18 protein-coding genes are annotated in these 24,909 nt (G+C 57.5%); 14 read left to right on the forward strand and 4 right to left on the reverse strand.

The features are described 5' to 3' along the window. Positions 1 to 66: 66 nt before the first annotated feature. On the forward strand, positions 67 to 2,961 hold the full coding sequence (locus ACN19L_RS19660; protein ID WP_426491159.1) for an alpha-amylase family glycosyl hydrolase: 2,895 nt from the start codon (positions 67 to 69) through the stop codon (positions 2,959 to 2,961). A 116-nt stretch (positions 2,962 to 3,077) separates the two neighbouring features. On the opposite strand, the gene ACN19L_RS19665 is transcribed toward ACN19L_RS19660, so the two are convergent. Further along, complete coding sequence (locus ACN19L_RS19665; RefSeq protein ID WP_426491160.1) at positions 3,078 to 3,926, reverse strand: N-acetylglucosamine kinase; 849 nt, start codon at positions 3,924 to 3,926, stop codon at positions 3,078 to 3,080. 295 nt (positions 3,927 to 4,221) lie between these two features. On the opposite strand from ACN19L_RS19665, the gene ACN19L_RS19670 reads away from it, so the two are divergent. Further along, positions 4,222 to 5,310, forward strand: coding sequence for a T9SS type A sorting domain-containing protein (locus tag ACN19L_RS19670; RefSeq protein WP_426491161.1), 1,089 nt, complete (start codon positions 4,222 to 4,224; stop codon positions 5,308 to 5,310). Between the two features lie 303 nt (positions 5,311 to 5,613). Here ACN19L_RS19670 and ACN19L_RS19675 read toward each other — a convergent pair whose 3' ends face one another. From ACN19L_RS19675 to ACN19L_RS19685, 3 genes are all read right to left on the reverse strand, one after another. Then, positions 5,614 to 6,657 carry a SusE domain-containing protein gene (locus ACN19L_RS19675; RefSeq protein WP_426491162.1) on the reverse strand — a complete coding sequence of 348 codons (1,044 nt, stop codon included), beginning with the start codon at positions 6,655 to 6,657 and terminating at the stop codon, positions 5,614 to 5,616. A gap of 85 nt (positions 6,658 to 6,742) precedes the next feature. Then, positions 6,743 to 8,386, reverse strand: a complete 1,644-nt coding sequence (locus ACN19L_RS19680; RefSeq protein WP_426491163.1) for a RagB/SusD family nutrient uptake outer membrane protein — start codon at positions 8,384 to 8,386, stop codon at positions 6,743 to 6,745. Between the two features lie 11 nt (positions 8,387 to 8,397). After that, positions 8,398 to 11,412 (reverse strand): SusC/RagA family TonB-linked outer membrane protein, encoded by a 3,015-nt coding sequence (locus tag ACN19L_RS19685; protein ID WP_426491164.1) that lies wholly within the window; start codon positions 11,410 to 11,412, stop codon positions 8,398 to 8,400. 946 nt (positions 11,413 to 12,358) lie between these two features. Between ACN19L_RS19685 and ACN19L_RS19690 the strand changes: the two genes are divergently transcribed. From ACN19L_RS19690 to ACN19L_RS19745, 12 genes are all read left to right on the forward strand, one after another. Then, a complete protein-coding gene (locus ACN19L_RS19690) occupies positions 12,359 to 13,780 on the forward strand; it encodes an alpha/beta hydrolase-fold protein (RefSeq protein ID WP_426491165.1) in 1,422 nt (473 codons plus the stop codon). A gap of 270 nt (positions 13,781 to 14,050) precedes the next feature. After that, the gene (locus tag ACN19L_RS19695; protein WP_426491166.1) at positions 14,051 to 15,466 is read left to right on the forward strand and encodes an anthranilate synthase component I family protein; all 1,416 of its coding nucleotides are present in this window, start codon (positions 14,051 to 14,053) and stop codon (positions 15,464 to 15,466) included. 115 nt (positions 15,467 to 15,581) lie between these two features. After that, positions 15,582 to 16,148: an anthranilate synthase component II gene (locus ACN19L_RS19700; RefSeq protein WP_426491167.1), complete on the forward strand. Its 567-nt coding sequence runs from the start codon at positions 15,582 to 15,584 to the stop codon at positions 16,146 to 16,148. 169 nt (positions 16,149 to 16,317) lie between these two features. Then, complete coding sequence (gene trpD / locus ACN19L_RS19705) at positions 16,318 to 17,310, forward strand: anthranilate phosphoribosyltransferase (protein WP_426491168.1); 993 nt, start codon at positions 16,318 to 16,320, stop codon at positions 17,308 to 17,310. 108 nt (positions 17,311 to 17,418) lie between these two features. Then, a complete protein-coding gene (trpC, locus tag ACN19L_RS19710; protein ID WP_426491169.1) occupies positions 17,419 to 18,231 on the forward strand; it encodes an indole-3-glycerol phosphate synthase TrpC in 813 nt (270 codons plus the stop codon). A 168-nt stretch (positions 18,232 to 18,399) separates the two neighbouring features. After that, positions 18,400 to 19,035 carry a phosphoribosylanthranilate isomerase gene (locus ACN19L_RS19715; protein ID WP_426491170.1) on the forward strand — a complete coding sequence of 212 codons (636 nt, stop codon included), beginning with the start codon at positions 18,400 to 18,402 and terminating at the stop codon, positions 19,033 to 19,035. A 53-nt stretch (positions 19,036 to 19,088) separates the two neighbouring features. Beyond that, positions 19,089 to 19,997 (forward strand): ABC transporter substrate-binding protein, encoded by a 909-nt coding sequence (locus tag ACN19L_RS19720; RefSeq protein ID WP_426491171.1) that lies wholly within the window; start codon positions 19,089 to 19,091, stop codon positions 19,995 to 19,997. 84 nt (positions 19,998 to 20,081) lie between these two features. Beyond that, a complete protein-coding gene (trpB, locus tag ACN19L_RS19725) occupies positions 20,082 to 21,278 on the forward strand; it encodes a tryptophan synthase subunit beta (RefSeq protein WP_426491172.1) in 1,197 nt (398 codons plus the stop codon). 144 nt (positions 21,279 to 21,422) lie between these two features. Continuing rightward, a complete protein-coding gene (gene trpA, locus ACN19L_RS19730) occupies positions 21,423 to 22,205 on the forward strand; it encodes a tryptophan synthase subunit alpha (RefSeq protein WP_426491173.1) in 783 nt (260 codons plus the stop codon). 104 nt (positions 22,206 to 22,309) lie between these two features. Further along, entirely contained in the window at positions 22,310 to 23,323 is a 1,014-nt protein-coding gene (gene aroF, locus ACN19L_RS19735; protein WP_426491174.1) for a 3-deoxy-7-phosphoheptulonate synthase, read from the forward strand. 192 nt (positions 23,324 to 23,515) lie between these two features. Then, the gene (locus ACN19L_RS19740; RefSeq protein ID WP_426491175.1) at positions 23,516 to 24,136 is read left to right on the forward strand and encodes a hypothetical protein; all 621 of its coding nucleotides are present in this window, start codon (positions 23,516 to 23,518) and stop codon (positions 24,134 to 24,136) included. After that, complete coding sequence (locus ACN19L_RS19745) at positions 24,022 to 24,879, forward strand: helix-turn-helix domain-containing protein (protein WP_426491176.1); 858 nt, start codon at positions 24,022 to 24,024, stop codon at positions 24,877 to 24,879. Before ACN19L_RS19740 ends, ACN19L_RS19745 begins: the two co-directional genes overlap by 115 nt. The last annotated feature ends 30 nt before the right edge of the window (positions 24,880 to 24,909 follow it).

Below are 24,909 nucleotides of genomic sequence, written 5' to 3' on the forward strand. Positions count from 1 at the left end.
TTGTGAAGCGGTCAATGGAGCATCAAAGATGAGTATCCATTTTTTAAATTCCCAACTTCTTTTTTCATGAAAGCACTTCGACTTATTCTGAGTCTGGTGGCAATACTGGCCGCAGGGCCGGTTTTGCGGGCGCAGGTGGTAACCACGCAGCCCTCGCCCTTCCAGGCCAGCCAAGCGGTTACTATCACCTATAACGCCACCCAGGGCAACGCAGCACTAGCCAACTTTACCGGCGACGTGTATATCTGGACCGGCGTAGTGACGGATAGCCCCACCGGCACGCAGTGGACCAGTGTCAAGAGCCCCAGCTTCAACCAAGCTGATCCCGCCGCGAAAATGACGCGGGTAAGTGCCAACGTGTACTCCATCACCTTTACGCCCAACACCTATTACCCCATTCCGGCGGGCGCTACCATCTACCGTCTGGCGATGATTTTCAAGAACGCCGATGGTAGCCTAGTAGGACGCGGACCTAACGGTGACATCTACGTGGATGTGGCCCAGAATCAGTTCGACCTGCGGTTTACCAGCCCCTCGGGCCCCGGTGCCACGTCGGTGCCGCTGAACACACCCACCACCGTTACCGGTACCTCAGCTGTGCCTGCCACGCTCACCCTGTCGTTGAACGGCACCCAAATTGCCCAGCAGACCAACACCACCAGCATCAGCACCAGCGTAACGCTCACTCAGGCCGGAGCCAATACGGTGCGCCTGACGGCTACCAATGGTACTGCCACGGCCTCCGCTGACCTCGTACTGCAAACCCGGGCGGCTGTGACGCTAGCTGCTCTGCCCGCTGGTGCCAAGCGCGACGGCGTAACGTACATCAATAACGGTACCTCGGCCATTCTCAGCCTCACGGCCCCCAACAAGCAGTTTATCCACGCCATTGGAGAGTTCAACAATTGGACGGCCAACGACGCTTCCTACATGAAGCGTACCCCCAACGCGGCCGGCACTGCTGCCGATAACTCGGTGGACGGCCGCTGGTGGATTCAGATTGATGGTCTGACGCCCGGGCAGGAATACGCCTACCAGTTTCAGGTAGAGGGTGGCCTGCGTGTGCCCGACCCCTTCACCGAAAAGGTGCTCGACCCTAACAACGACCAGTATATCACGGCGGCTACCTATCCAAACCTGAAGGCCTATCCCTCCGGGCGGACTACGGGCATTGTATCGGTACTGCAGAGCAATGCTCCGAGCTACACGTTCCAGACCACCAATTTCCAGCGTCCCAAGAAAGAGGACATGGTGGTGTACGAACTGCTCCCGCGTGACTTTATCGCCCGCCACGACTATAAAACGCTGGTGGATACGCTGGCCTATTTGCAGCGGCTGGGCGTAAATGTTATTGAACTGATGCCGGTGAATGAGTTTGAGGGCAACGAAAGCTGGGGCTACAATACCTCGTTCTATTTCGCTCCCGATAAATATTACGGCCCCAAAAACGACCTGAAGCGCTTTATTGACGAGTGCCACCGCCGGGGAATGGCCGTAGTGCTGGACATGGTGCTCAACCAATCATTCGGGCAGAGCCCCATGGTGCAGATGTACTTTGAGGATGGCAACCCCTCCACCGCCAACCCCTGGTTCAACCGCACCGCCACCCACCCCTTCAACGTGGGGTACGACTTCAACCACGAAAGCGCCTTCACCCGCTACTTCAGCAAGCGCGTAATGGAGTTTTGGTTGAAAGAGTACAACATTGACGGCTACCGCTTTGACCTCAGCAAAGGCTTTACCCAGAAAGTGACTACCGATGCCGGCGCCTGGAGCCAGTACGACCAGTCGCGCGTGAACATCTGGAAGGACTACCGGGACTTTTTGGTGAGCGTGGACCCTACTTCTTATTCCATTCTGGAGCACTTGGGCAACAACGACGAGGAAAAAGTACTGTCGGATATGGGCCTGATGCTGTGGGGCAAGATGACAGATGCCTACAACGAAGGCACTATGGGCTACAACGAGAACGGTAAATCAAACTTCAGCTACGGCTACTATGGCACCACAGCTCAGGGTGGCCGCGGCTGGAGCGCCCCCAACCTGATTACCTACATGGAAAGCCACGACGAGGAGCGGCTGATGTACAAGAACCTCGCCTTCGGCAACGTGGCCGGTAATTACTCAGTAAAAAGTCTGCCTACGGCTCTGGCCCGGCAGGAGCTGGCTGCCGCTTTCTTTTTCCCGGTGCCTGGCCCGAAAATGATCTGGCAGTTCGGTGAAGTGGGATACGATAAATCTATCTTCTCCTGCCCCGATGGCACTATTCCACAGCCGTACCCCAAGGATGACTGCAAGCTGAGCAACAAGGCCCCGGAGTGGACCTACTATCAGAACACCGGCCGCCGCCGCCTTTACGACGTGTACCGTAGCCTGATTACGCTCAAAACCCAGGAGCCCGCGTTTGAAAATCCAGCCAGCTTCACCCAGAATCTGGGCGGCGCGGTAAAGACTATGCACCTCACTGACCCCCGTCTGAACGTCACCATCGTGGGCAACTTTGGCGTGCAGACGGCTACGGTAGTACCCAACTTCCAGGCTGCCGGCACGTGGTATGACTATCTGACTGGCCAGACCCTCACCGTGGCAGACCCCGCCACTCCGCTCACACTGGCTCCCGGCCAGTATGCGGTGTACACCTCCCGCCGCATTGCTGTTCCGGCTGGCACCGTGCTGAGCAGCAAGGCTCGTCGCGAGGCTCTGGCTCTGCAGCTGGCCGCTGCGCCTAACCCAGCCGCCACCGCTGCCCAGCTGCGCTACACGCTGCCCCAGGCCGGCAACGTGCAGATTACGGTAACCAATCTGCTGGGGGCCACCGTGCAGACACTGCCCGCCACCCGCCAAACCGCCGGCGACAAACAGGTGGATCTGCCCCTTGGTAATCTGAGCAACGGCGTTTACCTCGTGCGCCTCACTGCCGGTGAACAGCAGCAAACCATTCGCCTGGTAGTGCAACACTAAGCTGAAGCTGTAACCAACGGCAAACAAAAGCGGCCGCCCCATGTGGGGCGGCCGCTTTTGTTTAGGCTGAAAATAAAGTAGAACCAATTACCTGGCTGCTTCAGTTGGTGTGATGCCTATTTCAGCTTGGTTTCGTGGTAGGAAACTAGGTCATCGATAGGGGAGCGGATGATTTTGCCCACTTCCATATTGTGGCTGCGGGCCACTTGGGTAAGCGCGTCGCGGAAGTTGTAGCCCACCGAGCCCACACAGTTGAATGTATAGTTCTGGTAGTCAGGATAGTGCCGCACAATGTTGTCAAAGAAGGTCTCGAACCCTTGCAGCACAATTTCGCGGCAGTAGCTGATATTGTTGTGGTCGTAGGTGAACTTGGCGAAGCTTGCCAAGAAGCGGTTGGGAAGGGGCTGGTTGTAGAGGCGGTCCAGAATTTCGTCGCGGGTGAACTTGAACTCCTCCTGGAAAATCTCCTGCAACCCATCAGGCAGCAGGCCGCGCAGATAGTCGCGCAACAGGCGCTTGCCAATGAAGGAGCCTGAGCCCTCATCACCGAGGAAGTAGCCCAACGAGTCTACATTGTAAGTAATCTTCTCCCCATCGTACAGGCAGGAGTTGGTACCGGTGCCTAAAATGGCGGCAAACCCAGGCTTATCGCCCAACAGCGCGTGCGCGGCCGCCAGCAGATCCTCGGCCACGAATACGTTGGCGTTCGGAAAAATCTCGCGCATGGCGGCAGCTACCCGCTCGGCTTTTTCGGCATTGTGCACGCCGGCCCCATAGTAGTACACCTTACTTACTTCCTGCCGGGGTAGGGTATCGGGCAGGTTCTTATCGAGCGAAGCGGCAATGGCTGCAGTTCCCATAAAATCGGGGTTGTAGCCTTCGGTATTAAAGTACACCCGGTTACCGGTGTCATCGAGCTGGCACCAGTTGCTCTTGGTCGAGCCGCCATCAGCAATTAGAATCATACGGAATCAGAAAAGAGAAAATGAAATGTTTCTTACCACTTGTGAGCGGCAGAGCACGCAAGATCCGGAGTTATCCGTAACCACGCACGAAAATTATCTAACAATATAAAGTACGACTCGGCTTCGTAACCATCATAGCGCAAAGTAGGATATGCTATGGTCGAAAAATGTGAGTGAGTGCTTAATATATTCATAACTACTGCTCGTTTCGCAACGTATATTTTGTACTTTGACTCAGCTGTAGACCTGTAGGTAATCAGCAGTATTTTTCACCCTATAATTTTTTTTCAGTCTTATGAAAAGACCCTTTACTCTGGCTGCCCTTGGCCTTCTAACTGCTGCCTCATTCTCGGCCAGTGCGCAGATTGTCCTTGATGGTAAAGTAGCTGCCACTGAAATTGGTACCGGTACCAACCGGTACCAGTTGGCCAGCACATACACCGGTACCCACTCGGTAACTGGTAAAGGCTTGCAGTCCTTGTATGTCGGTGCCAGTAGCACGAAGCTTTACGTGATGATTGTAGGTTCAGCCGAAACAGCGGCTGACTATCCAGGCTACGTCCTCTACCTGAACGTACCCGGTAAAAACGGCGTAGCTGCCGGCACGCAACTTAAAGGTGGTGCGGCTGGTGACAGCCCCCTGAAGCACACGCCAACGATGGACATGGAGACGGATTATGGTGTACGGGCTACTCTATCACCATCAGCTATGACTGATGTGTACTACAGCTTTGTAGATTACACTAATGGTAACGCAGCCCCGGTTGCGGATAGCTACCAGGGTGCCGGTAAGAAGGACGGCACGGTGCTTACTTTCTCGGCTACCACCGGACCTTTTGCCGGAGCCCGTGCAGCATTGGTAAAATCTGCTGATCTGACAGCGGCAACGGCCGCTGGTAGCGGATTGGAACTGGAGTTTGACTTGGCCGCTATGGGGCTGACCTCAACTAGCCAGATCAACCTGATGGTTGGCTATGTGAAAGACGGCGGTGCCTTCACCTCCGATGTGCTGCCCCAGGTAGTGGGTCAAACAACAGATTTGGGCTCCTCTCCTGATTTCTCAACCCTTGCAGGCCGGCAAAACATTACGTATAATCTGAGCACCGGCATTCTGGCCAGCCGCAGTGCTGTTGCCTCTGCCTTGAAATTCAATGTGTACCCAAACCCCAGTCCGGCAACCGCTACTATTGATTATGTAGTGAGCGGCAAGCAGGAAGTAGCTTTGGATGTGTTCAACTCCCTGGGACAGCGTGTACGCTCTATTGCCTCGGGTAGCCAAAGCGGTGCTCAAAGCTACTCACTGGATAACCTAGCTTCGGGTGCATACTTCGTGAAACTACGGGTAGGTGAAAATAACACTAGCCAGAAAATTGTGATTCAATAATCACTGGAACAAATAAGTAAAAGGGCACTCTTAGGAGTGCCCTTTTTTATTGCTGGCCATGCCATGTACCCTAAGCCTATAGATAGAGTCGGTTATCAGCAATGTGTGGATAGATGGCAGCGTGAATAGTATTTGCCACAACTGGCCGAAGTATAAAGTCTTTATGGTCGTTAGGCCAGTTGTAGATATGAAGCAGCTAGGAGCAATGATTAGATGTGAATAATAACTGATGGTACAACCTGTATACAAAAGAAGCGGCCCCCACATTAGTGGGGGCCGCTTCTTTTGTATACAGGCGTTGAGTTATTTACGGAAGCTATAGGTATAGTTTCCTTCACCTTTGCTCAGGTCCAACGTGATAGTGTAGGTACCAGCACCAGGAGATTTAATGTTTTCGCCTTTGTATTCAGGCTTGCCATCTGCGTTGTTATCGCCCATGTCAATATCCCAGGCGTTATTTGCACGAAACTTCAATTCTGCACCACTTTTGAGAGTGGTAGTAACTGTCCATACGCCGGTGGTGGCGTCGTAGGTCATCGGTGTTTCAGTGGACCAATCGCCAGGCGTCGCCGAGCCAATAATTGCCCAAGCCGTTTTGGTATACGTATATGTCAGGCCCTTCGTATCAACATTGAAACGGTAATAACCAGGGCCAGCTACTGAAATGTCCGAACCCTTGGCCTTCAGTTTACCGGTTTTCGTGCCGTCATCCCCGAAGTCATTGTCCCAGTTGCGGGCCGGGGTAAACTTGAACATTGTGGTTGCATCTGTGAAATTCAGATAGCCCTCATACTTTTCATCACTCTTAGAGGACGCTAAGAAAGGAGCCTTATCAGGAGCCCAGCCTTGGTAGCTGCCGGGTACGTAAATCTGCGGATACAGAATGAATTCTGAATAAGGAGTTGCCGTGATGGTGCTGGCTGCTGAATAAGTAGGGGAAACAGCCGAGCTAATGCTAGACTTAACCCGTACATCAACTTGGCCAGCATTGCCAGCGGCAAGCCCCAGTTTCAGCAATACGTTATTCAACTCCGACGTAGTGAAGGTCTTGGAAGTTGAGCTGCCGGTTTCTACTTCAATAGGAGAAGCAAACGTGCCACCTTTCTTGTCGAACTGCAACGTATAGTTAACAGCCGCCTGATATCCATAGGAAGTAGGAGTCCAAGTGTATGTTACGGCATTTTTAGCGGCATCAGCTTGCAATAATACTACCGAAGCAGTGCTGGCTGTTAGAGCCGAAGCCGAAGCCGGCTGCATAGTTACTTTTTCTTCGTCCTTTTCGCACGAGGCAAGCAGAACGGTAGCTGCCAAACCCAGGCCGGCCAATTTGGTAATGAATGTAGTCATGGTGAGCGGGAATGTGAAAGTGAAGTTGTATTGACGTAAACCGGGAACCAGTTGGGCTGGTTCCCGGAACATCATACGCGCTGCATTAGTAACCCGGATTTTGCTTCAGATTCTGATTTACAGACAGATCAGCAGCCGGAATAGGGTAGAGGTTGCGGAAGCTCTCCACGCCACGACCTGCGGCAACACCGCCTTTAAATGGCCACACATAAGTACCCTCCGTAAAGCGGTTGAAGCGAATCAAATCGGTGCGGCGGTAGCCTTCCCAGTACAACTCACGGCCCCGCTCATCAAGAATGAATTCAGGCGTCAACTGAGCTGCTGTAATGGCGCTGCCAGATTGGTTGTTGAAAGCCCGGGCCCGAATTTGATTTACATAGTTTAAGGCCAATGTACGGTCACCAGTACCACCGCGTACTACAGCTTCGGCATACGTGAGCATCACTTCCGACAAGCGGATCATGGGGAAATCAACACTGGAGAAGTTCTGTGAACCACCCTGTGCCTGACCGGCTGAGTTTACGTTGCGGTATTTCACTACACCATAGCCTTCCTCAAAGTTGTAGAGGTCGGAAATTTCAATCGGGCGAGCGGAGCCATCTGCTTTCTTCACCCAAAAACGGCCGCGCGTGTCACGGGCAGTATCTTGGAACAGGTTAAACAGATTCTTAGTAGTGCGCAGACCCTGCCAGCCAGTCGACATACCTACACGACCTTGCCATGCGCTAGAAGATCCAGTAGAGCCGTTTACCAAGAAGGTTGTGCCACCATAGCTCTGTGTAGTATTTACATCGAAAGCAATGGGCCAGATGATTTCGTTGCGAGCCGGAGCTTGGTTGTTATCCGCCAGGAACAGACGGCCATAGGCCGAGGCGGCGTTGCTGCCAGCAGTGTTCAGGGAGTATCCGGCGTCAATTACTTTCTTGGCTTGTGTGGCCGCATCCGTATAACGGGCAGTACCCGTGTATACTTGAGCATTGAGGTATAGTCGCGACAACATCGCCCAAGCGGCAGCTTTATCGACGTGCGCATACTCGTTGGTACGAGGCTCTGCAAAGTTGGCATCCGAACTCAGTGCCAACAGTTCTTTTTCTACATAATCAAACAGTTGCTGACGCGTAGCGTAAGCCGGCTTGGCGAAGCCTACAGCATCAGTTTCCGTTACAAACGGACCATTACCAAACAAATCCAAGGCGTGCATGTATGACACCGCGCGCAGGAACCGGGCTTCGGAGCGGTAACGCCGAACTGTGGCAGCATCGGCCGAAGAAAGGCGGGAAGATAACTTGTCATCCGATGATTCACGGATGAACTCGTTGCAGGCAGCAATTTCGAAATAGATGCGGCTATACAAACCCCGAATCAGCGGATTGCTGGAGTCCCAGTTCATATTGTGCCAGTCACGGATACCCAAGTCATTCCATACTACTGTGGCTTCATCGGTAGAAAGCTCTTGGGCGCTCCAGTACTGACGGAGGTAATCAGAAGTACCCTCATCGATACCGCCAATATCGCCGTTACCAGCCGGGCCGGTTTGGCCGGTCAGGGCAAAGCCACCGTACAACTTGGCCAACACCTTATTGTAGCCGTCCAAGTTTACGTACACCTTATCAGGCGTTACCTCGTAACGGGGCTCTTGGTCGAGCTCCTTCATGCAGGAAGTAGTACCTGTAGTCAAAGCGAGACCAGTTGCTACCGCAGCCAGTCCGCGAAATAGATTTTTATTCATGGGTGGGAATATTAGAAACCTACGTTAACACCGAAAGTGAACGTGCGTGCACGGGGGTAAAAGTTGTTGTCGATACCACCAGCAATTTCCGGATCAAGTCCGTTGTATTTGGTGATAAGGAATGCATTCTGAACAGCAGCTGACAAACGCAAGTTTGCTTTTTCCGTAAAAATTTTGCCCACGTTGTAGCCCAGCGTAATATTCTCACACCGTAGGAACGAACCATTCTCCAAATAGTAGTCTGAGAACAGTTGCTGCGTGTTAAAGCCCGTGTCGCGGATGCTGGAAGGCAGGTTCAGCAGGTAGTTAGTTGAGCCCTTAGCGTTGGAGAAGTTACCCAAGTTTGCCGCTACGGAGTTATACACGTAGTTGCCCACATTGCCGCGCAGCAGGAACGAGAGATTTACTTTCTGGTAAGCCAGATTAGAAGAGAAACCGAGCACGGCCAGCGGAGCGGGCTGCTTATAACGGTAGTTGTCCCGCTCATTAATTACACCGTTGCCATCACGATCCACGTACACACCTTCAACCGGGCGGCCGTTGGAGCCATACACTTGCTGGCGCACGTAAAATGCATTGTTCGGGTAGCCAACCGTATTAACCTGGATGGTGCTGCCAGTACCACCGGGAATACCACCCGTCAGGTAGCCTTCAAAACCGGGCTGCTGGTCGCCCAGCTCCGTGATTTTAGTTTTATTATAGGCGGCGTTGAAGTTTACATCCCAGTTCCAGTCCTGAGAGCGGACGGGCGCTACATTGAGGTTAAGTTCCAGACCTCGGTTGCGCAACGAGCCAATATTGGCATTAAGCTGGTTAGTAAGGTTAGCACCGGCCGATACGTTTACCAATGCCAACAGGTCATCAGAGGTCCGTTCGTAGGCATCGATAGATCCGGATACCCGGTTGTCCCAGAAGCCATAATCCAAACCAACGTTCCAGGTAGTTGTGGTTTCCCAGGTTAGGTCACGGTTGTAGCCTGAAGGACGCAAGGTGGTAACACCATTATACAGTGCGGCAGAGTTGCCCAGTACGTACCGGGGGAGGTAGTCATATACGCCCCCAATATCCTGTTGGCCAGTCCGGCCCCAGCCGGCCCGCAGTTTCAGTTCCGAGATGGTATTGTTGTTGGCCAGGAAGTCCTCGCCCTTCAGACGCCAGCCCAGACCTACAGCCGGGAAAATACCGCTGCGGTTGCCATCAGCAAAACGGGAAGTATTGTCGTTCCGCAGAGTCGCCGTCAGCAAGTAGCGGTCCTTCACGTTTACGGTAGCACGACCGAAGAAAGAGAGAAGAACCAACTTGGAGTAGTAACCGGGTACTGTGAGCACATCCGTAGGGTTAACTAAGGTAGTGCGGTTGAAACGGTAGGCCAGGAAGTTGTCTCCTTTATTCACGAAATCCTGGTAGGAGTGACCAGCCTGCACATCAAAGCGAGTACCGCCAATATTTTTGCCGTACGCCAGATAAGCTTCGAGCAGGCGCATGTCCTTCTTCTGGTTGTACTGCGTGTAGCGGCCGCTCAGATTGGGGTCCCGGTTGGGGTTTGTAACCGGATCAGCGTTGAAATTGCCAAAATCGAAGGGGTTGGTAGTGGCCGAGCCCTCGCCCCGGGAAATATCCGTGGCTAGGTTCAGATTAGCCCGTAGCCCTTCAACCCCGTGGATTTTATAATCAAACTGCACATTGCCAATCAGACGCTTTACCTCACTAACGTTGTTAGTGTTTTCCAGAGCGGCTACTGGGTTACCGATAGCCTGTCCCAGCGGGTTGCCGTTGGGTTGCAGGAACTGAAAATACCCGCCGTAAGGAGCATAGCGAGATTCAGAACTGCGTACCGGTTGAGTGGGGTCGAACAGAACAGCGTTACCAATCTGCCCCTGATCTATAAAGCGGTTATCAACTTGCGTGCCTTTGGCATTAATATCAATGCGCAGGTGATCATCAAACAGTATAGGCGTCAGGCTTACCGAGCCGCTGTTCCGCTTCAGCTTGTTGGTGATGACAATACCTTCCTGGTACAGATTGCCGTAGGAAACCCGGAATGGCAGCTTGCCGGCACTACCGGTCAGGCTGATGTTATTGTCGTAGGTAGCAGCTGTTCGGAAAATTTGGTCTTGCCAATCAGTTGAAGCGGAGCCCAAAGTAGCAATCTGCGAAGCGGAACCATTGGCCCGGATAATATCGGCAAACTCCTGTGCATTCAGCACATCATACGTCTTGGTGCGTTTCGACACAGAGGTCTGCGACGACAGGTTTACTGTCAGTTTCTCGCCCTGGATTCCTTTCTTAGTAGTTACCAGAATTACCCCGTTAGCAGCACGGTTACCGTAGATAGCTGTAGCCGAGGCATCCTTCAGAACCGTTACGCTCTCAATATCATTAGGGTTAATGAGTGTGAGCGGGTTAGAAGCACCCGAAATGCCATCTTTGTCAACCGGTACCCCGTCAATAACATACAAGGGGTCATTATTGGCGTTCAGCGACGAGTTACCCCGGATGCGCACGGAGGAAGGAGCACCTGGAGCACCACCACCAGTCGTAATACTTACACCGGCAATCTTACCCTGCACCAGTTGCTCGGGGTTAGTTACCTGGCCCTTTACGAATTCCTTTTCTGAAACGGAAACCACGGAGCCCGTTACATCCTGCTTGCGCTGGGTACCATAGCCAATAACCACAGCCTCGTTCAGCAGCGTTGTGTTTTCCGAGAGGGTGAAGTTAGAAACAGCCGTATTCTGGCCCGCCGTTACAGATATGCTCTGCCGCTGCGTGGTGTAACCCACGAAAGACATAACCAGCGTATGCGGCCCGGATGGTACATTCTGAATAGAAAAGGTGCCGTCCGAGTTGGTGGAGCCGCCAAGGGTAGTACCTTCAATAAGTACGGTTACGCCGGGCATGCCTTCGCCTTTCTCGTCCAGCACGCGGCCGCTTACCGTTCCAGTTCCCTGTGCGTAGGCACTGCTCACGCTCACACCTGCGCACAGGAGGGGCAGCGCCAGTTTCGCTAGATAGGGGTGTTTCATTGAAAAAGAGTTAGGGGGTTGAAATGGATTTTTCCGGACAAACCGGAGTGGGAATTCAGTGGTCCTAGGCCAGGAGAATAATCGTGGGGGTTGGTGAGTGATTCATTCTGCACCAGTGATTATCTCCCGAATTCAACATCACCAAATCATGAAGAAACAGCGCAAGTTAAATGGTTCGGCTACATAAAAACAATGGCTGACAAGCAGGAAGAAGGTTTCGTTATAATTGCATTTTCGACGGCCCGCTCGCTACAGTAGAGATTTACTGGCCTGCGTAAGCCGCGGAACTGGGTGAGCAATACGTGGTAAGGTGGGCGTCAAGGGGATGTAAAAGGGAGAAAACACCCGGTTCAGGCCAGTTGCTATAGTAAGTAGTGGTGAGCGTAAGTTGATTTTTATTGATGCTGAGTTGATGTATTTGGTGGTTGTTGGATTACTTGTTTTAATATCTGCAATTCTGTGGTTGATTTATCCAACCCTCGGCAAATGATAGTGTATTGACTAAGAAAACTCATAAAATGATTGATTCGAAGCGTTTCGGGCGTACCTAACCCACTGGAGCAACTACGGTGTCCGGTACTGCCGTGGCAAATAGAGTAACAGTGGAAGTTAATAAAGAACTAGTAGAGTTGATGGAAAATTGACCTATTGAAAGACGCTGTATTGTATAAAATGTAGTCGATGAGAAGCGGAAAGCAGCAGGAGGATTTTCCAGAATCATTATGTTTCGACGTGAATGCGAGGGTAGGTTCTTGTAAGGGCTTACTTACTGATGCTGTCCTAGGAGCAAAGCTAGGTGCGGGGTGTATTTTCCCGGAAAAATACAGGTTGGCTTTATCCAATAATCTGGTTGGGGCAGGTAGTAAGCCTCCATCCCTGCCAACCTGAGTAAGCACCTGTACATTTGTTTGGTAGCTTGCCCGCATATTCTCATTCCCTCTCACTTATGATGCGTTTTGTTTATGGCATTGTGCTAAGCTGCGTGCTAACCGGAGCCCAAGCACAAACCACTTTCCGTCTGACGGCCGTGCCGACGGCTACGCCGGCCACTGCTACCGTGTACATGGCGGGCTCATTCAATACCTGGAACCCCGGCAGTACTGCCCATGCTTTCACCAAGGCCGCCGATGGTACCTATCAACTCACCCTGCCGGCTACCGTAACCGGAGCCATCGAGTTCAAATTTACCCGCGGCTCCTGGGCCACTGTCGAGTCAGATGCGCAGGGCAGCGACATCGGCAACCGGCGCTACACCATTGGCAACGGGCCAGCCACCGTAGATATGCAGATTGCCGGTTGGAAAGACCTGGGGAGCGGGGGCAACAGCTGCCAGAGTACGGCATTGCAGCCCAACGTGCGCGTACCCAGCACTACGTTTCAACTACCTCAATTGAACCGTACACGCCGGGTTTGGATTTACTTGCCCAACGACTATGGTACAGCTACCACCAAACGTTACCCGGTACTGTACATGCACGATGGCCAGAACGTGTTTGACGCCTGCACCAGCTTCTCGGGGGAGTGGGGGGTAGATGAAACCCTGAGCCAGCTGCAGCAGCAGGGGGTGGATGCTACCGGCTCCATTGTGGTGGCCGTGGACAACGGCGGTGCCGACCGCCTCAACGAGTACTCACCCTGGAACAACCCGCAGTACGGTGGTGGCCAGGGCGACCAGTACGTGGACTTTTTGGTGCAAACGCTCAAGCCCTACCTCGACCAGAACTACCGCACCCTCACCGGCCGCGAGTTTACGGGCATTGCGGGCAGCAGCATGGGCGGGCTGATTTCTACCTACGCAGCCCTGAAATATCCGCAGGTGTTCAGCAAAGTGGGGGTGTTTTCGCCGGCGTTCTGGTTTGCTGAGAAGCCGCTGTTTCAGTACCTGCGCCAGCACCCGGCCAACCCCGCCACCCGGTTTTACTTCGTAAGCGGCAGCACGGAAAGCCAGACCATGGTGCCGTTGATGCAGGCCATGCGAGACTCGCTGGCGAAAGGCGGGGTGCCGGCGGCTAACCTGAGCTTCAACATCAAAGCCGACGGACAACATGCCGAGTGGTTCTGGAAACGGGAGTTTTCGGCGGCGTACCAGTGGTTACTGCAGCCGTCCGTGGTGACGGGTGCGCGTAAGGCACAAGTGTTGGCATTCAGTGCTTATCCCAACCCGGCCAAAAACCAGCTGACGGTACAGTTGCCCGCCGATGTGCGGGAAGCCCGGGCAGAAGTACTGGATATGGCTGGCCGCAGTGTGCTGCGGGAAAAAGTAAAGGCGGGAGCCATGCTCAACATCAGTGGACTGGCCAAAGGAACGTACCAGCTGCTGCTCACCGCCGGTGCCCGCCGAGGTTCCCAGATTCTGGTGAAAGAGTAAATCGTAAAAAAAGCGGGCGTTGGTTGCAAGTTTCACAACCCGGCGTACCTTTGCACCGTTCAACGCCCCAAACTGATTTTCGGCAATGACCCTTTCGATGAACCTGCAAGCATGGTGGTGGCCCTACGGAGAATCCGGACGGGACAGCCTGTGCGTGCGTTAAGGTATCGAACTACTTTCTTCGCAACAGCTCAAAAGCCCGGCCGACCAGCCGGGCTTTTTTTGTGCCCGGTGCTGGCCCTTCCTCTATCAACACAACCAGCTCCGTTTATGCAAACCTTCCAGCTCACCACCCGCTTCCTGCGCGTTCTGGCCGATACCGTGACGCCCGTGGGCCTGTACCTGCGCCTGCGCGACCGGTACCCTAATTGCCTGCTGCTGGAAAGCTCCGACTACCACGGCCAGCAAAACGCCTTCAGCTATTTGGCCTTCGACCCGTTGGCCCGGTTTGAGCTACGGGGCAAAGAGCTGACCCTGGAACTACCCGACGAAACCCAGCAGGAGGAAACCCTGGCGGACTCCCGTGATGCTTTGGCTAGGCTGCAGGAGTTTGCGGCCGCTTTCCAGACCGAGCCCACCGGCCATGACTTTATTACCGGCGGCCTATTTGGGTATATGGGGTATGAAGCGGTACAAGCGTTTGAAGAGCTTACCTTGGACCCGCAAAAGCAGCCAGCCGGCGAAATTCCGGACATTCTGTATTGCACGTACCGCTATGTTATTGCCATCAACCACTTCCGCAACGAGCTCTTTGTATTTGAGCACACACTAGCGGGGGAGCCGGAGGAAAACAGTGGCCTGACGCGGCTGGTTAACCTGATCCGGAACCCTTCGTTGCCTGATTTTAAATTCCAGCGGGTGGGAGAGGAGGGCACCAACCAAACCGACGAAGAGTTTATGCGGGTGCTCACGGCTGGCCAGCAGCACTGCCGGCGCGGCAATGTGTTCCAGATTGTATTGTCGCGGCGGTTCCAGCAGGGGTTCAGCGGCGACGAGTTCAATGTGTACCGGGCGCTGCGCTCCATCAACCCCTCGCCGTACCTGTTTTACTTCGATTACGGCTCGTTCAAAATCTTCGGCTCCTCGCCCGAAACCCAGTTGCTCATTAAAAACCGCCAGGCCAGCCTGTACCCCATTGCCGGCACGTTCCGCCGCACCGGCCACGACGCCGAAGATGCGGCCCTGGCCCAGAAGCTGGCCGACGACCCCAAGGAAAACGCCGAGCACGTGATGCTGGTGGATTTGGCCCGCAACGACCTGGCCCGCCACGGCGACGACGTGCAGGTGAAGGTGTTCCGGGAGATACAGTTTTACTCCCACGTAATTCACCTGGTAAGCGAAGTAACGGCCCGGCTGGCGCCCACGGCCAGCCCGCTGCAGGTGGTGGCCGATACTTTCCCGGCCGGTACGCTCTCGGGCGCGCCCAAGCACCGGGCCATGCAGCTCATCGACGAGCTGGAACCCACGGCCCGCGGCTACTACGGCGGGGCCATCGGCTACCTGGGCTTCAACGGCGACTTCAACCACGCCATCATGATTCGCTCGATGCTGAGCACCGGGGGGCAGCTGTACTTCCAGGCCGGGGCCGGCGTGGTGGCCGCCTCCAACCTGGATTCGGAGCTGAATGAAGTGCACCACAAGCTGGCGGCCCTGCGCAAAGCCCTGCAGGAAGCCGAGCAGGTGTAGCACCGGCGGCCGCCGCCGGGCTAAAGCCCGGGGCTACGGAGCCACTCCTTATCCGAAGTCATTTACCAGCCCCGGGTTTCAGCCCGGGAACCATCAGGCCCAATGGCCGAACCCCATGAATATTCTCGTTCTCGACAACTACGACTCCTTCACCTACAACCTGGTACAGGTGCTGCGGGAGTTGGGGCACACCAGCAACGTAACCGTGATTCGCAACGATAAGCTGCGGGTGGACGACGTGGCTGCCTACGACGCGGTGCTCCTGTCGCCCGGCCCCGGTGTGCCGTCGGAAGCAGGCCTGATGCCCGAAATCATCCGCCGCTACGCGCCCACCAAGCGGATTCTGGGTGTGTGCCTGGGCCACCAGGGGTTGGCGGAGAGTTTTGGCGGCGAGCTGTACAACTTGCCCACGGTGCTGCACGGCCTGGCCACCGACGCCCACCTCGCGGCCCCCGATAAGCTGTTCGCGGGCCTGCCCGATACCTTTAAAGTGGGGCGGTACCACAGCTGGAGCGTGCGGCCCGAAAGCGTGCCCGCCGAGCTGGAAGTAACCGCCCGCGACGCCGATGGCGAAGTACTGGCCTTCCGCCACCGCACCTACGACGTGCGCGGCGTGCAGTTCCACCCCGAGTCGATTCTGACGGAGCACGGCCACCAGATGCTGCGCAACTGGCTGAGCTGAAGTAGAACGTTATGCTGAGCGAAGCCGAAGCATCTCTACCTCTGACTAATCAACTGGCACTACAACGAAGCGGTAGAGATGCTTCGACTTCGCCTCCGGCTCCGCTCAGCATGACACAGAAACATCCATCAGCAAAATCCTTCTAATCCGCATCATCTGCGATTCACTTGTGAAACAGATTCTGAACAAACTACTGGAGCAGCAGCTGCTGAACCACGCCGAGGCCCGGGAGGCCATGCTGCGCATCGGGCAGGGGGAGGCCAACCCGGCTGAAATGGCGGCGTTTATGGCCGTGTACCGCATGCGGCCCATTTCGGTACCCGAGCTGGCCGGTTTTCGCGAGGCGCTGCTGAGCCTCAGCCGCAGCCCCGAGCTGGGCACGCACGATACGGTAGATATTGTGGGCACCGGCGGCGACGGCAAAGACACGCTCAACATTAGTACGCTGGCCTGTTTTGTGGTGGCCGGGGCCGGCTACAAGGTTACCAAGCACGGCAACATCGGGGTGTCGTCGGCCTGTGGTTCATCGGACGTGTTGCAGCAGCTGGGGGTGGAGTTCGGGGTAAGCAACGACGTGCTGCGGCGGCAGCTGGAGCGGGCCGGCATCTGTTTTCTGCACGCGCCGGCCTTCCACCCGGCTATGCGCCACGCCGGGCCGGTGCGCCGGGAACTGGGGGTGCGCACGTTCTTCAACATTCTGGGGCCGCTGGTGAACCCCGCCCGCCCGAAGTATCAGGTGGCCGGTACCTTCAGCCTGGAGCTGCTGCGCCTCTACCACTACCTGCTCCAGCAAACGGATACCCGCTACGCCGTGGTGCACGCTTTGGATGGCTACGATGAACTCTCGCTGACGGCCGCCGCCAAGCTGGCCACGCCCGAGGGCGAACAGCTGGTATCGGCGGCTGATTTGGGCCTGACCACTACCACGCCGGCGGAGTTGGCCGGGGGCAGAACGCCCGCCGAATCGGCCCGGCTGTTTCTGGCGGTGCTGGACGGTCAGGGCACCCGCGCCCAGCGCGACGTGGTAACGGCCAACGCGGCTCTGGCCATCGGCTGCCTGGAGCCCGCCTTCAGCTTCGCCGACAGCCTGGCCGCCGCCCGCGAGTCGCTGGATTCCGGCCGCGCCCGCCAGGCATTGCGGGAGCTGGTGGCAGCGCAGTAGCGCGAAGCCTTGGCTTCGCGTATCAGCCACACCGAGCGCCCATTTGTTACTCACTGATTTCGTTCAAGGAAACGCGAAGCAAAGGCTTCGCGCTACACGCAAAACCTCATGACCATTCTCGATACCATCATTGCTCATAAGCGCCAGGAAGTAGCCACCCGCCAGAGCCTGGTGCCGGTGAAACTGCTGGAGCAAAGCCAATATATGTCGGCCCAGCCGCTGAGTTTGCGCCGCTACCTGCTGCGCGACGACTTGAGCGGTATCATTGCCGAGTTCAAGCGCAAGTCGCCCAGCAAGGGCATCATCAACGCCCACGCCCCGGTGGAGCGCACCACGCTGGGCTACATGCAGGCCGGAGCCTCGGCGCTGTCGGTACTCACGGATTCGGAGTTTTTCGGCGGCAAGAACGAAGACCTGATTACGGCCCGGCGCTTCAATTTCTGCCCCATCCTGCGCAAGGATTTTGTGGTGGATGAATACCAGATTCTGGAAGCCAAGAGCATCGGCGCCGACGCCGTGCTACTGATTGCGGCCGTGCTCAGCGGCGAGGAAGTGCTGCGCCTGGGTCGGTTGGCCAAAAGCCTGGGGATGGAAGTGCTGCTCGAAATCCACAACGCCGAGGAACTGGACAAGACCCTGCACCCCGACGCCGTGAGCCTGGTAGGCGTGAACAACCGCAACCTGCACGACTTCTCGGTCAGCCTCGACACGTCCGGCGAACTGGCCCAGCGCATCCCCGACGAGTACGTGAAGGTGACGGAAAGCGGCCTGAGCACCGCCGCCGACATCGAAGCCCTGCGCGCCGTGGGCTACCGCGGCTTCCTGATGGGCGAATCCTTCATGCGCCACTCCCGCCCCGAAAAAGCCTGCGCCGCCTTGGTGCAGCAGCTCCGCGCTACGGAGGCGGTGACGTTGTTGTAGTTCGCCTCACCCCCTAGCCCCCTCTTCGAAAAGGAGAGGGGGGACTAGCCTAGATTTTTAAAATTTTAACAGACTAGTTCAGTTGTTTCTAGCTCTAGTTCCCCCTCTCCTTTTCGGAGAGGGGGCTAGGGGGTGAGGCGAACTATAGCTAGAGCACCTTTCAACCTGATGTCAACTCAACCTCACCTCAAAGTCTGCGGGATGGCCGATGCCGACAGCCTGCGGGCGGTGGCGGCGCTGCAGCCCGATTTTCTGGGGTTCATCTTCTACCCGAAGTCGAAGCGGTACGTGGGGGAGCGGCTGCCGGCGGCGGCGGTGCGGGCGTTGCCGGCAGCCATCCGTAAGGTGGGCGTGTTCGTGGATGACGACGCGGCTACAGTGTTGGCGCGGGTGCGGGAGTTTGATTTGCAGCTGGCCCAGCTCCACGGCCATGAAACGCCCGACACCTGCGCCGCGGTGCGGGCCGGCGGCGTGCCGGTGGTGAAGGCATTTGCGGTGGGCGAGGGGTTCGACTTCGCCCAGCTCCAGCCCTACGTGGGCAGTGTGGACTATTTCCTCTTCGACACGGCCGGCCCCCAGCCCGGCGGCAACGGCACCGCCTTCGACTGGACGCTGCTGCAGGACTACAACCTGCCGGTGCCGTACTTTCTGGCCGGCGGCATCGGGCCGGAGCACGCGGCGGCGTTGCGGAACCTTCAGTTGCCCGGGCTGTTTGCCCTGGACCTGAACAGCCGCTTCGAAACCGCCCCGGGTACCAAGGATGCCGGCCGGCTGGAGGCTTTTTTTCAGGCGTTGAAAGCGTAACAAGCCAGCATCATACACAGGCAGACCGCAGTAAACGTGGTTATACAAAAGCTATGAGAGAAATAAAGATTGCGCTGGACTGGACGGTAAACACTAACCACACGGGCTTCGTGGTGGCCCAGGAGCTGGGCTGGTACGCGCAGCACGGGCTGGAGGTGGAGCTGCTGACCCCGGAGGCCGACAACTACGCCCTGACTCCGGCCAAGAAGGTAGAGCTGGGCCAAGCCGATTTTGCGCTTTGCCCGCTGGAAAGCATCATCAGCTACCGCACCAAGGCCCGGCCGTTCGATGCCATAGCCGTGGCCGCCCTGCTCACGGAAGACCTGAGCAGCATCGTCACGCTCAAGCGCCCGGATGTTCAGTCGCCCAAAGATTTGGCCGGCAAAGTCTACGCCTCGTACCAAGCCCGTTACGAGGACCAGATAGTGGCGAAGATGCTGGAAAACGACGGTGCTACCAGCCCGCTGACCATTACCTACCCCGAGAAGCTAGGCATCTGGAACACGCTGCTGCAGCAGCAGGCCGACGCCACCTGGATTTTCGATAACTGGGAAGGCGTACAGGCCCGGCAGCAGGGCGTGGAGCTGACCAGCTTCCGCCTGGCCGATTATGGGATTCCGTACGGCTATTCGCCCGTCATCATGGCGTCGGAAAAGCGGGTGCTGGAAAACGGGGAGGCCTACCGGAAGTTTCTGCGGGTGTCCGGGCAGGGCTTCCTGCACGCCAAAGACCACCCGGAGAAGGCGGTGGCGCTGCTGCAAAAGCTGGTGCCGGCCCCAGACCGCAACCCCAGTTTCCTGCTCGAAAGCCAGCAGTACACGGCAGAATACTACGGCAGCGGCCCCGGCTGGGGCCACATGAGCCCCGCCAGGGTGCAGCGCTACCTGGACTGGCTGGCCGAACATGGCCTGGAAACCCGGAAGCTGCCGTTGTCGGAAGTCATGACCAACGACTTGTTATAAGAACTCTTTTTTGCGTCTGATTTCGCGGGGTAATCCACCGCGAGACCCTGCGCCACCCACCCCGAGACCCTGCGAGAAACCATCATGAAACCAACCTACCAACAACCCACGGAGCGCGGCTACTACGGCCAGTTTGGGGGCGCGTTCATTCCCGAAATGCTCTACCCCAACGTGGAGGAGCTGCGCCAGCAGTACCTGAGCATCATGGCCGAGCCGGAGTTCCAGCAGCAGTACCAGCAGCTGCTACGCGACTACGTGGGCCGGCCCACGCCGCTGTTTGAGGCCAAGCGGCTGTCGGAGAAGTATAACACCCGCATTTACCTCAAGCGCGAGGACCTCTGCCACACCGGTGCCCATAAGGTGAACAATACCGTGGGGCAGATTCTGCTGGCCAAGCGCCTGGGCAAAACGCGCATCATTGCCGAAACCGGCGCCGGCCAGCACGGCGTGGCCACCGCCACGGTGTGCGCCCTGATGGGCATGGAGTGCATCGTGTACATGGGCGAAATCGACATGGAGCGGCAGAAGCCCAACGTGTACCGCATGCGCCTGCTGGGGGCCGAGGTGCGGGCGGCCATGAGCGGCAGCCGCACCCTCAAGGATGCCACCAACGAGGCCATCCGCGACTGGATCAGCAACCCCGTGGATACGCACTACATCATCGGCTCGGTGGTGGGCCCGCACCCGTACCCCGATCTGGTGGCGCGTCTGCAGGCCGTTATCAGCGAGGAAATGCGCCAGCAGCTGCTGGAGAAAACCGGCTCTGAGCTGCCCAACTACGTGGTGGCTTGCGTGGGCGGCGGCTCTAACGCGGCCGGCGCGTTCTACCACTTCCTGGAGGAGCCCTCGGTGCAGTTGGTGGCCGTGGAAGCCGCCGGCCACGGCGTGCACTCGGGGCACTCGGCCGCCACGTCGGTGCTGGGTACGCCGGGCATCATTCACGGCAGCCGCACGCTGCTGATGCAGGATGAGGACGGCCAGATTACCGAGCCCTACTCTATTTCCGCGGGCCTCGATTACCCCGGCATCGGCCCGCTGCACGCCTTCCTGGCCGATTCTAAGCGCGCCCGCTTCATCAGCATCGAAGACGAAGCGGCCCTGAAAGCCGTGGCCGAATGCAGCCGCCTCGAAGGCATCATCCCGGCCCTGGAAACCGCCCACGCCCTGGCCGCCCTCGACCAGCTCGGCGCCGGCCCCGACGACGTGGTGGTCATCAACCTCTCCGGCCGCGGCGACAAGGACCTGGAAACCTACATCAAGTACGCTGACGCTATTATGTAAGGCAATGGCATTGTCATGCTTGATCTGGCGTCCGCTTGTCGAAGCATCTCTACCTCTGGCTAATTTCTACTTGTAGACCAAGCGGTAGAGATGCTTCGACTGCGGCTCCGCCTTCGCTCAGCATGACAGACAATATCACGTGACATGACCAACCGAATAAAAGACGCCTTCGATAAAAAGCAGAAGAACCTGCTGAACATGTACTTCACGGCCGGCTACCCGCGCCTGCACGACACCGTACCGCTGATCAAAGCCTTGAGCGAAGCCGGGGCCGACCTCATCGAAATCGGGATGCCGTTTTCGGATCCGCTGGCCGATGGGCCGGTGATTCAGGCCAGCAGCACCGTGGCCCTGGCCAATGGCATGAACCTGCGGGTGCTGTTCGAGCAACTAAAGGATATCCGCCTGGAAGTGCCCGAAACGCCGATTCTGCTGATGGGCTACCTTAACCCGGTGATGCAGTTCGGGGTAGACAACTTCTGCCGCGAAGCCGCCGCCGCCGGGGCCGACGGCATCATCCTGCCCGACCTGCCCCTCGACGATTACGTGGCCGAGTACCAGGATATCTTCCGCCGCCACAACCTGCGGCCGGTGTTCCTCATCACCCCGCAAACCGCCCCGGAGCGCATTCGACGCATCGACGAGCTGACGGATTCGTTCCTGTACCTCGTGTCGGGACCCGGCACCACGGGCGGGGCCAACACCCAGGCCGAGGGCGTACAGGAAGCCTATTTCCAGCGAATCGAGGCCATGAACCTGCGCAACCCCCGCCTCATCGGCTTCGGCATCGGCGACAAAACCTCATTCAAGAACGCCTGCCAATACGCCGAGGGCGCCATCATCGGCTCCGCCCTGATCCGGGCCCTGGAAGGCGTGGACGATGCTCCGGCCGCGGCGAAGCGGTTTGTTTCTTCTGTACTCAACTAACGTTTCCCGCAGAGGACGCAGAGGTTTCCGCAGAGGACGCGGAGGTCGTTCTTCTGCGCCCTCTGCGAAACCCTCTGCGTCCTCTGCGGAAACCCCGAAAGAACATGATCATCCAACTCGACCCTCACATCACCGAAGCCGATAAGGCCGCCATTGAAGCCCGCATTCAGGAGCTGAAATACAAGGCCACGGAGGTGAAAACCCAGCGCGCCCACTACCTGGTGGCCATCGGCAAGGCCGATGTGGATCTGCGCACCATCGGCCAATTGCCCGGCATCCTCGACATCCATCGGGTTTCCGACGACTATAAGCTGGTGAGCCGCAAGTGGCGCGTGCGCCCTACGGTGCTCGACCTCGGCGACGGGGTGCGCATCGGGGAAGGCTCGCTCACACTGGCCGCCGGCCCGTGCAGCATCGAGAGCGAGAAGCAGATGGAGCTGATTATGCAGCACCTCGTGGACAACGACGTGCGCATCATGCGCGGGGGCGTGTTCAAGCCCCGCTCGTCGCCGTACGCCTTCCGCGGGCTGGGCATGGAAGGCCTGAAAGACTTCCACCGCATGGCCCGGGAGCGGGGCATCAAGATTGTGACCGAGGTAATGCAGGTGTCGCAGGTGGAGGAAATGCACGATTACGTGGACGTGTTCCAGGTGGGCGCGCGCAACACCCAGAATTTCAACCTGCTCGATGCCCTGGGCGGCGTGGATAAGCCGGTGATGATCAAGCGCGGCATTTCGGGCACTATTGAGGAGCTGCTGTCGTCGGCCGAGTACGTGTTTTCGGGCGGCAATGAAAAGCTGATTCTCTGCGAGCGGGGCATCCGGACCTTCGAAACCGCCTCGCGCAACACGCTGGATTTGAACGCCGTGCCCATCCTGAAGGAGAAAACCCACCTGCCCGTCATCGTGGACCCCTCGCACGGCATCGGCATCCGCGAGTACGTGCCCACGATGGCCCTGGCCGGCGTCATGGCCGGCGCCGACGGCATCATCTACGAAGCCCACGAGAAGCCCGAAGAAGCCGCCTCCGACGGTGCCCAAACCCTGAATTTCGCCGAGTCGGAGCGCCTGATCCGCAACCTGCGCAAAGTGTACGACCTGCGCCAGGAGCTGGAGTAGAAGGTAAACTAAAAGCTAGTTCCCCTCCTTGGAAAGGAGGGGCTAGGGTGGTTGATGAACGTTAGAACGCTGCTAGAGCTAGTTCTATAAACCGTTCTAACGCAAGGTCAACCACCCTAGCCCCTCCTTTCCAAGGAGGGGAACTACCTTCTTAAACATAGCGGAAGTCCGATCTACTGTTACCTTGCCGGTATGTTCTTCGGCTTCAACCTGTACAGCGGCTTGCTGCTGCCGTTTTTCCTGCAAGGCGTCATTGTGGCGGCGGTGCTGTGGGCGCGGCGGCGGCGCGAGGATACGGCGGCCGATGGCTGGCTGGCGCTGCTGCTGCTGCTGTTTGCCATGCGGCTGGCCCAATGGATGCTGGGCTTTGCCGGCTGGTACGACTCGCACGACGCCCGCACGACGTTTATGTTCTACTGGCCGTTCAGCAACTGGCTGGCGGTGGGGCCCGCGCTGTACTTCTACTTCCGCAGCCTCACCAACCAGGAGTTTCGGCTGCAGCGGCAACACTGGTGGCACTTCGCGCCTGCGCTGGCCTTCGGGGCGTGGCTGCTGGTAGTGTTCGGCTATGATATAGGGTGGTGGCATGGGGTGCAGGGCCGGCCGCTGCCCGCCCACTTCGGCACCAAAGGCCCCTGGCCAACTGGGCCGACTACCAGCCCATCGGGCTGCTGGCCGATACGCTGGGCTACCTCTCGGTGCTGGCCTACGCGGTGCACACCCTGCGCGCCTACCGCGCCTACGCCCGCTACCTCAACGACAACTTCTCCGATACCGAGCAGCTCCGGTTTCGGTGGCTGCGCAACGTACTGATGGCCGTGGTGGTGGGCACCGGCGTCACGCTGGTATTCGGCCTGATTAACTTCTTCGTTGTGCCCCTGAACTACGTGCAGAACTGGTACGACTACCTGTTTACCGGCCTGCTAATCTACTACCTCAGCATCTCGGGCCTGCTGACGGGTTACCGCCTGGCCGCCTTGCGCTTCCAGCCGGCCCCCGCCGCCGAGGTTTCGTCGGTAATCTTACCATCCAGGGTAGAAGCTGCCGAAGCGCCTAGTACCGTTGCACCAGCGGCAGATGAAAGACCAGTTGCCGCTACGGTTCCCAATCTGCCTGAAGTACCTGTCTCGTCAGCCGCAGCGGCTGCCACCGTGCCGTTGGTGGTCGATGTCCCGGTCCAGGTGCCAGCCGAACCAGCCCCCGCCGAGCCCGACGCGGAATTGGCCCGCTGGACGGCCCGGCTGCTGGCCCACATGCAGGCAGCCCGGCCCTACCTGGAGCCCGAGCTGACGCTGGGCGAGCTGGCCGCCCAGCTGCGCACCAACACGTCCTGGCTGTCGCGGGTCATCAACTCCGGCTGCGGCCAGAACTTCAACGACTTCGTAAACGAGTACCGGGTGCGCGAGGCCGAGCGCCGCCTCCGCGACCCGCAGTTCCGGCACTACACGCTACTGGCGGTGGCCCTGGAGGCCGGCTTCAACTCCAAGTCCACCTTCAACCGCGTCTTCAAAAAGCTCCGCGGCCAGACGCCCAGCGAAGCTGCCCGGCAGCTGTAGAGACGCGACACTTCGCGTTTCCTCGTTGAA

The sequence above is a fragment of the Hymenobacter sp. 102 genome (genome assembly GCF_049949205.1).
Lineage (GTDB): Bacteria > Bacteroidota > Bacteroidia > Cytophagales > Hymenobacteraceae > Hymenobacter.

Bases quoted from the DNA above. Each gene is read 5' to 3' on its own strand.
- ACN19L_RS19660 (WP_426491159.1), top strand. From the start codon at position 67: ATGAAAGCACTTCGACTTATTCTGAGTCTGGTGGCAATACTGGCCGCA.
- ACN19L_RS19665 (WP_426491160.1), bottom strand. From the start codon at position 3,926: ATGATTCTAATTGCTGATGGCGGCTCGACCAAGAGCAACTGGTGCCAG.
- ACN19L_RS19670 (WP_426491161.1), top strand. From the start codon at position 4,222: ATGAAAAGACCCTTTACTCTGGCTGCCCTTGGCCTTCTAACTGCTGCC.
- ACN19L_RS19675 (WP_426491162.1), bottom strand. From the start codon at position 6,657: ATGACTACATTCATTACCAAATTGGCCGGCCTGGGTTTGGCAGCTACC.
- ACN19L_RS19680 (WP_426491163.1), bottom strand. From the start codon at position 8,386: ATGAATAAAAATCTATTTCGCGGACTGGCTGCGGTAGCAACTGGTCTC.
- ACN19L_RS19685 (WP_426491164.1), bottom strand. From the start codon at position 11,412: ATGAAACACCCCTATCTAGCGAAACTGGCGCTGCCCCTCCTGTGCGCA.
- ACN19L_RS19690 (WP_426491165.1), top strand. From the start codon at position 12,359: ATGATGCGTTTTGTTTATGGCATTGTGCTAAGCTGCGTGCTAACCGGA.
- ACN19L_RS19695 (WP_426491166.1), top strand. From the start codon at position 14,051: ATGCAAACCTTCCAGCTCACCACCCGCTTCCTGCGCGTTCTGGCCGAT.
- ACN19L_RS19700 (WP_426491167.1), top strand. From the start codon at position 15,582: ATGAATATTCTCGTTCTCGACAACTACGACTCCTTCACCTACAACCTG.
- trpC (WP_426491169.1), top strand. From the start codon at position 17,419: ATGACCATTCTCGATACCATCATTGCTCATAAGCGCCAGGAAGTAGCC.
- ACN19L_RS19715 (WP_426491170.1), top strand. From the start codon at position 18,400: ATGTCAACTCAACCTCACCTCAAAGTCTGCGGGATGGCCGATGCCGAC.
- ACN19L_RS19720 (WP_426491171.1), top strand. From the start codon at position 19,089: ATGAGAGAAATAAAGATTGCGCTGGACTGGACGGTAAACACTAACCAC.
- trpB (WP_426491172.1), top strand. From the start codon at position 20,082: ATGAAACCAACCTACCAACAACCCACGGAGCGCGGCTACTACGGCCAG.
- trpA (WP_426491173.1), top strand. From the start codon at position 21,423: ATGACCAACCGAATAAAAGACGCCTTCGATAAAAAGCAGAAGAACCTG.
- aroF (WP_426491174.1), top strand. From the start codon at position 22,310: ATGATCATCCAACTCGACCCTCACATCACCGAAGCCGATAAGGCCGCC.
- ACN19L_RS19740 (WP_426491175.1), top strand. From the start codon at position 23,516: ATGTTCTTCGGCTTCAACCTGTACAGCGGCTTGCTGCTGCCGTTTTTC.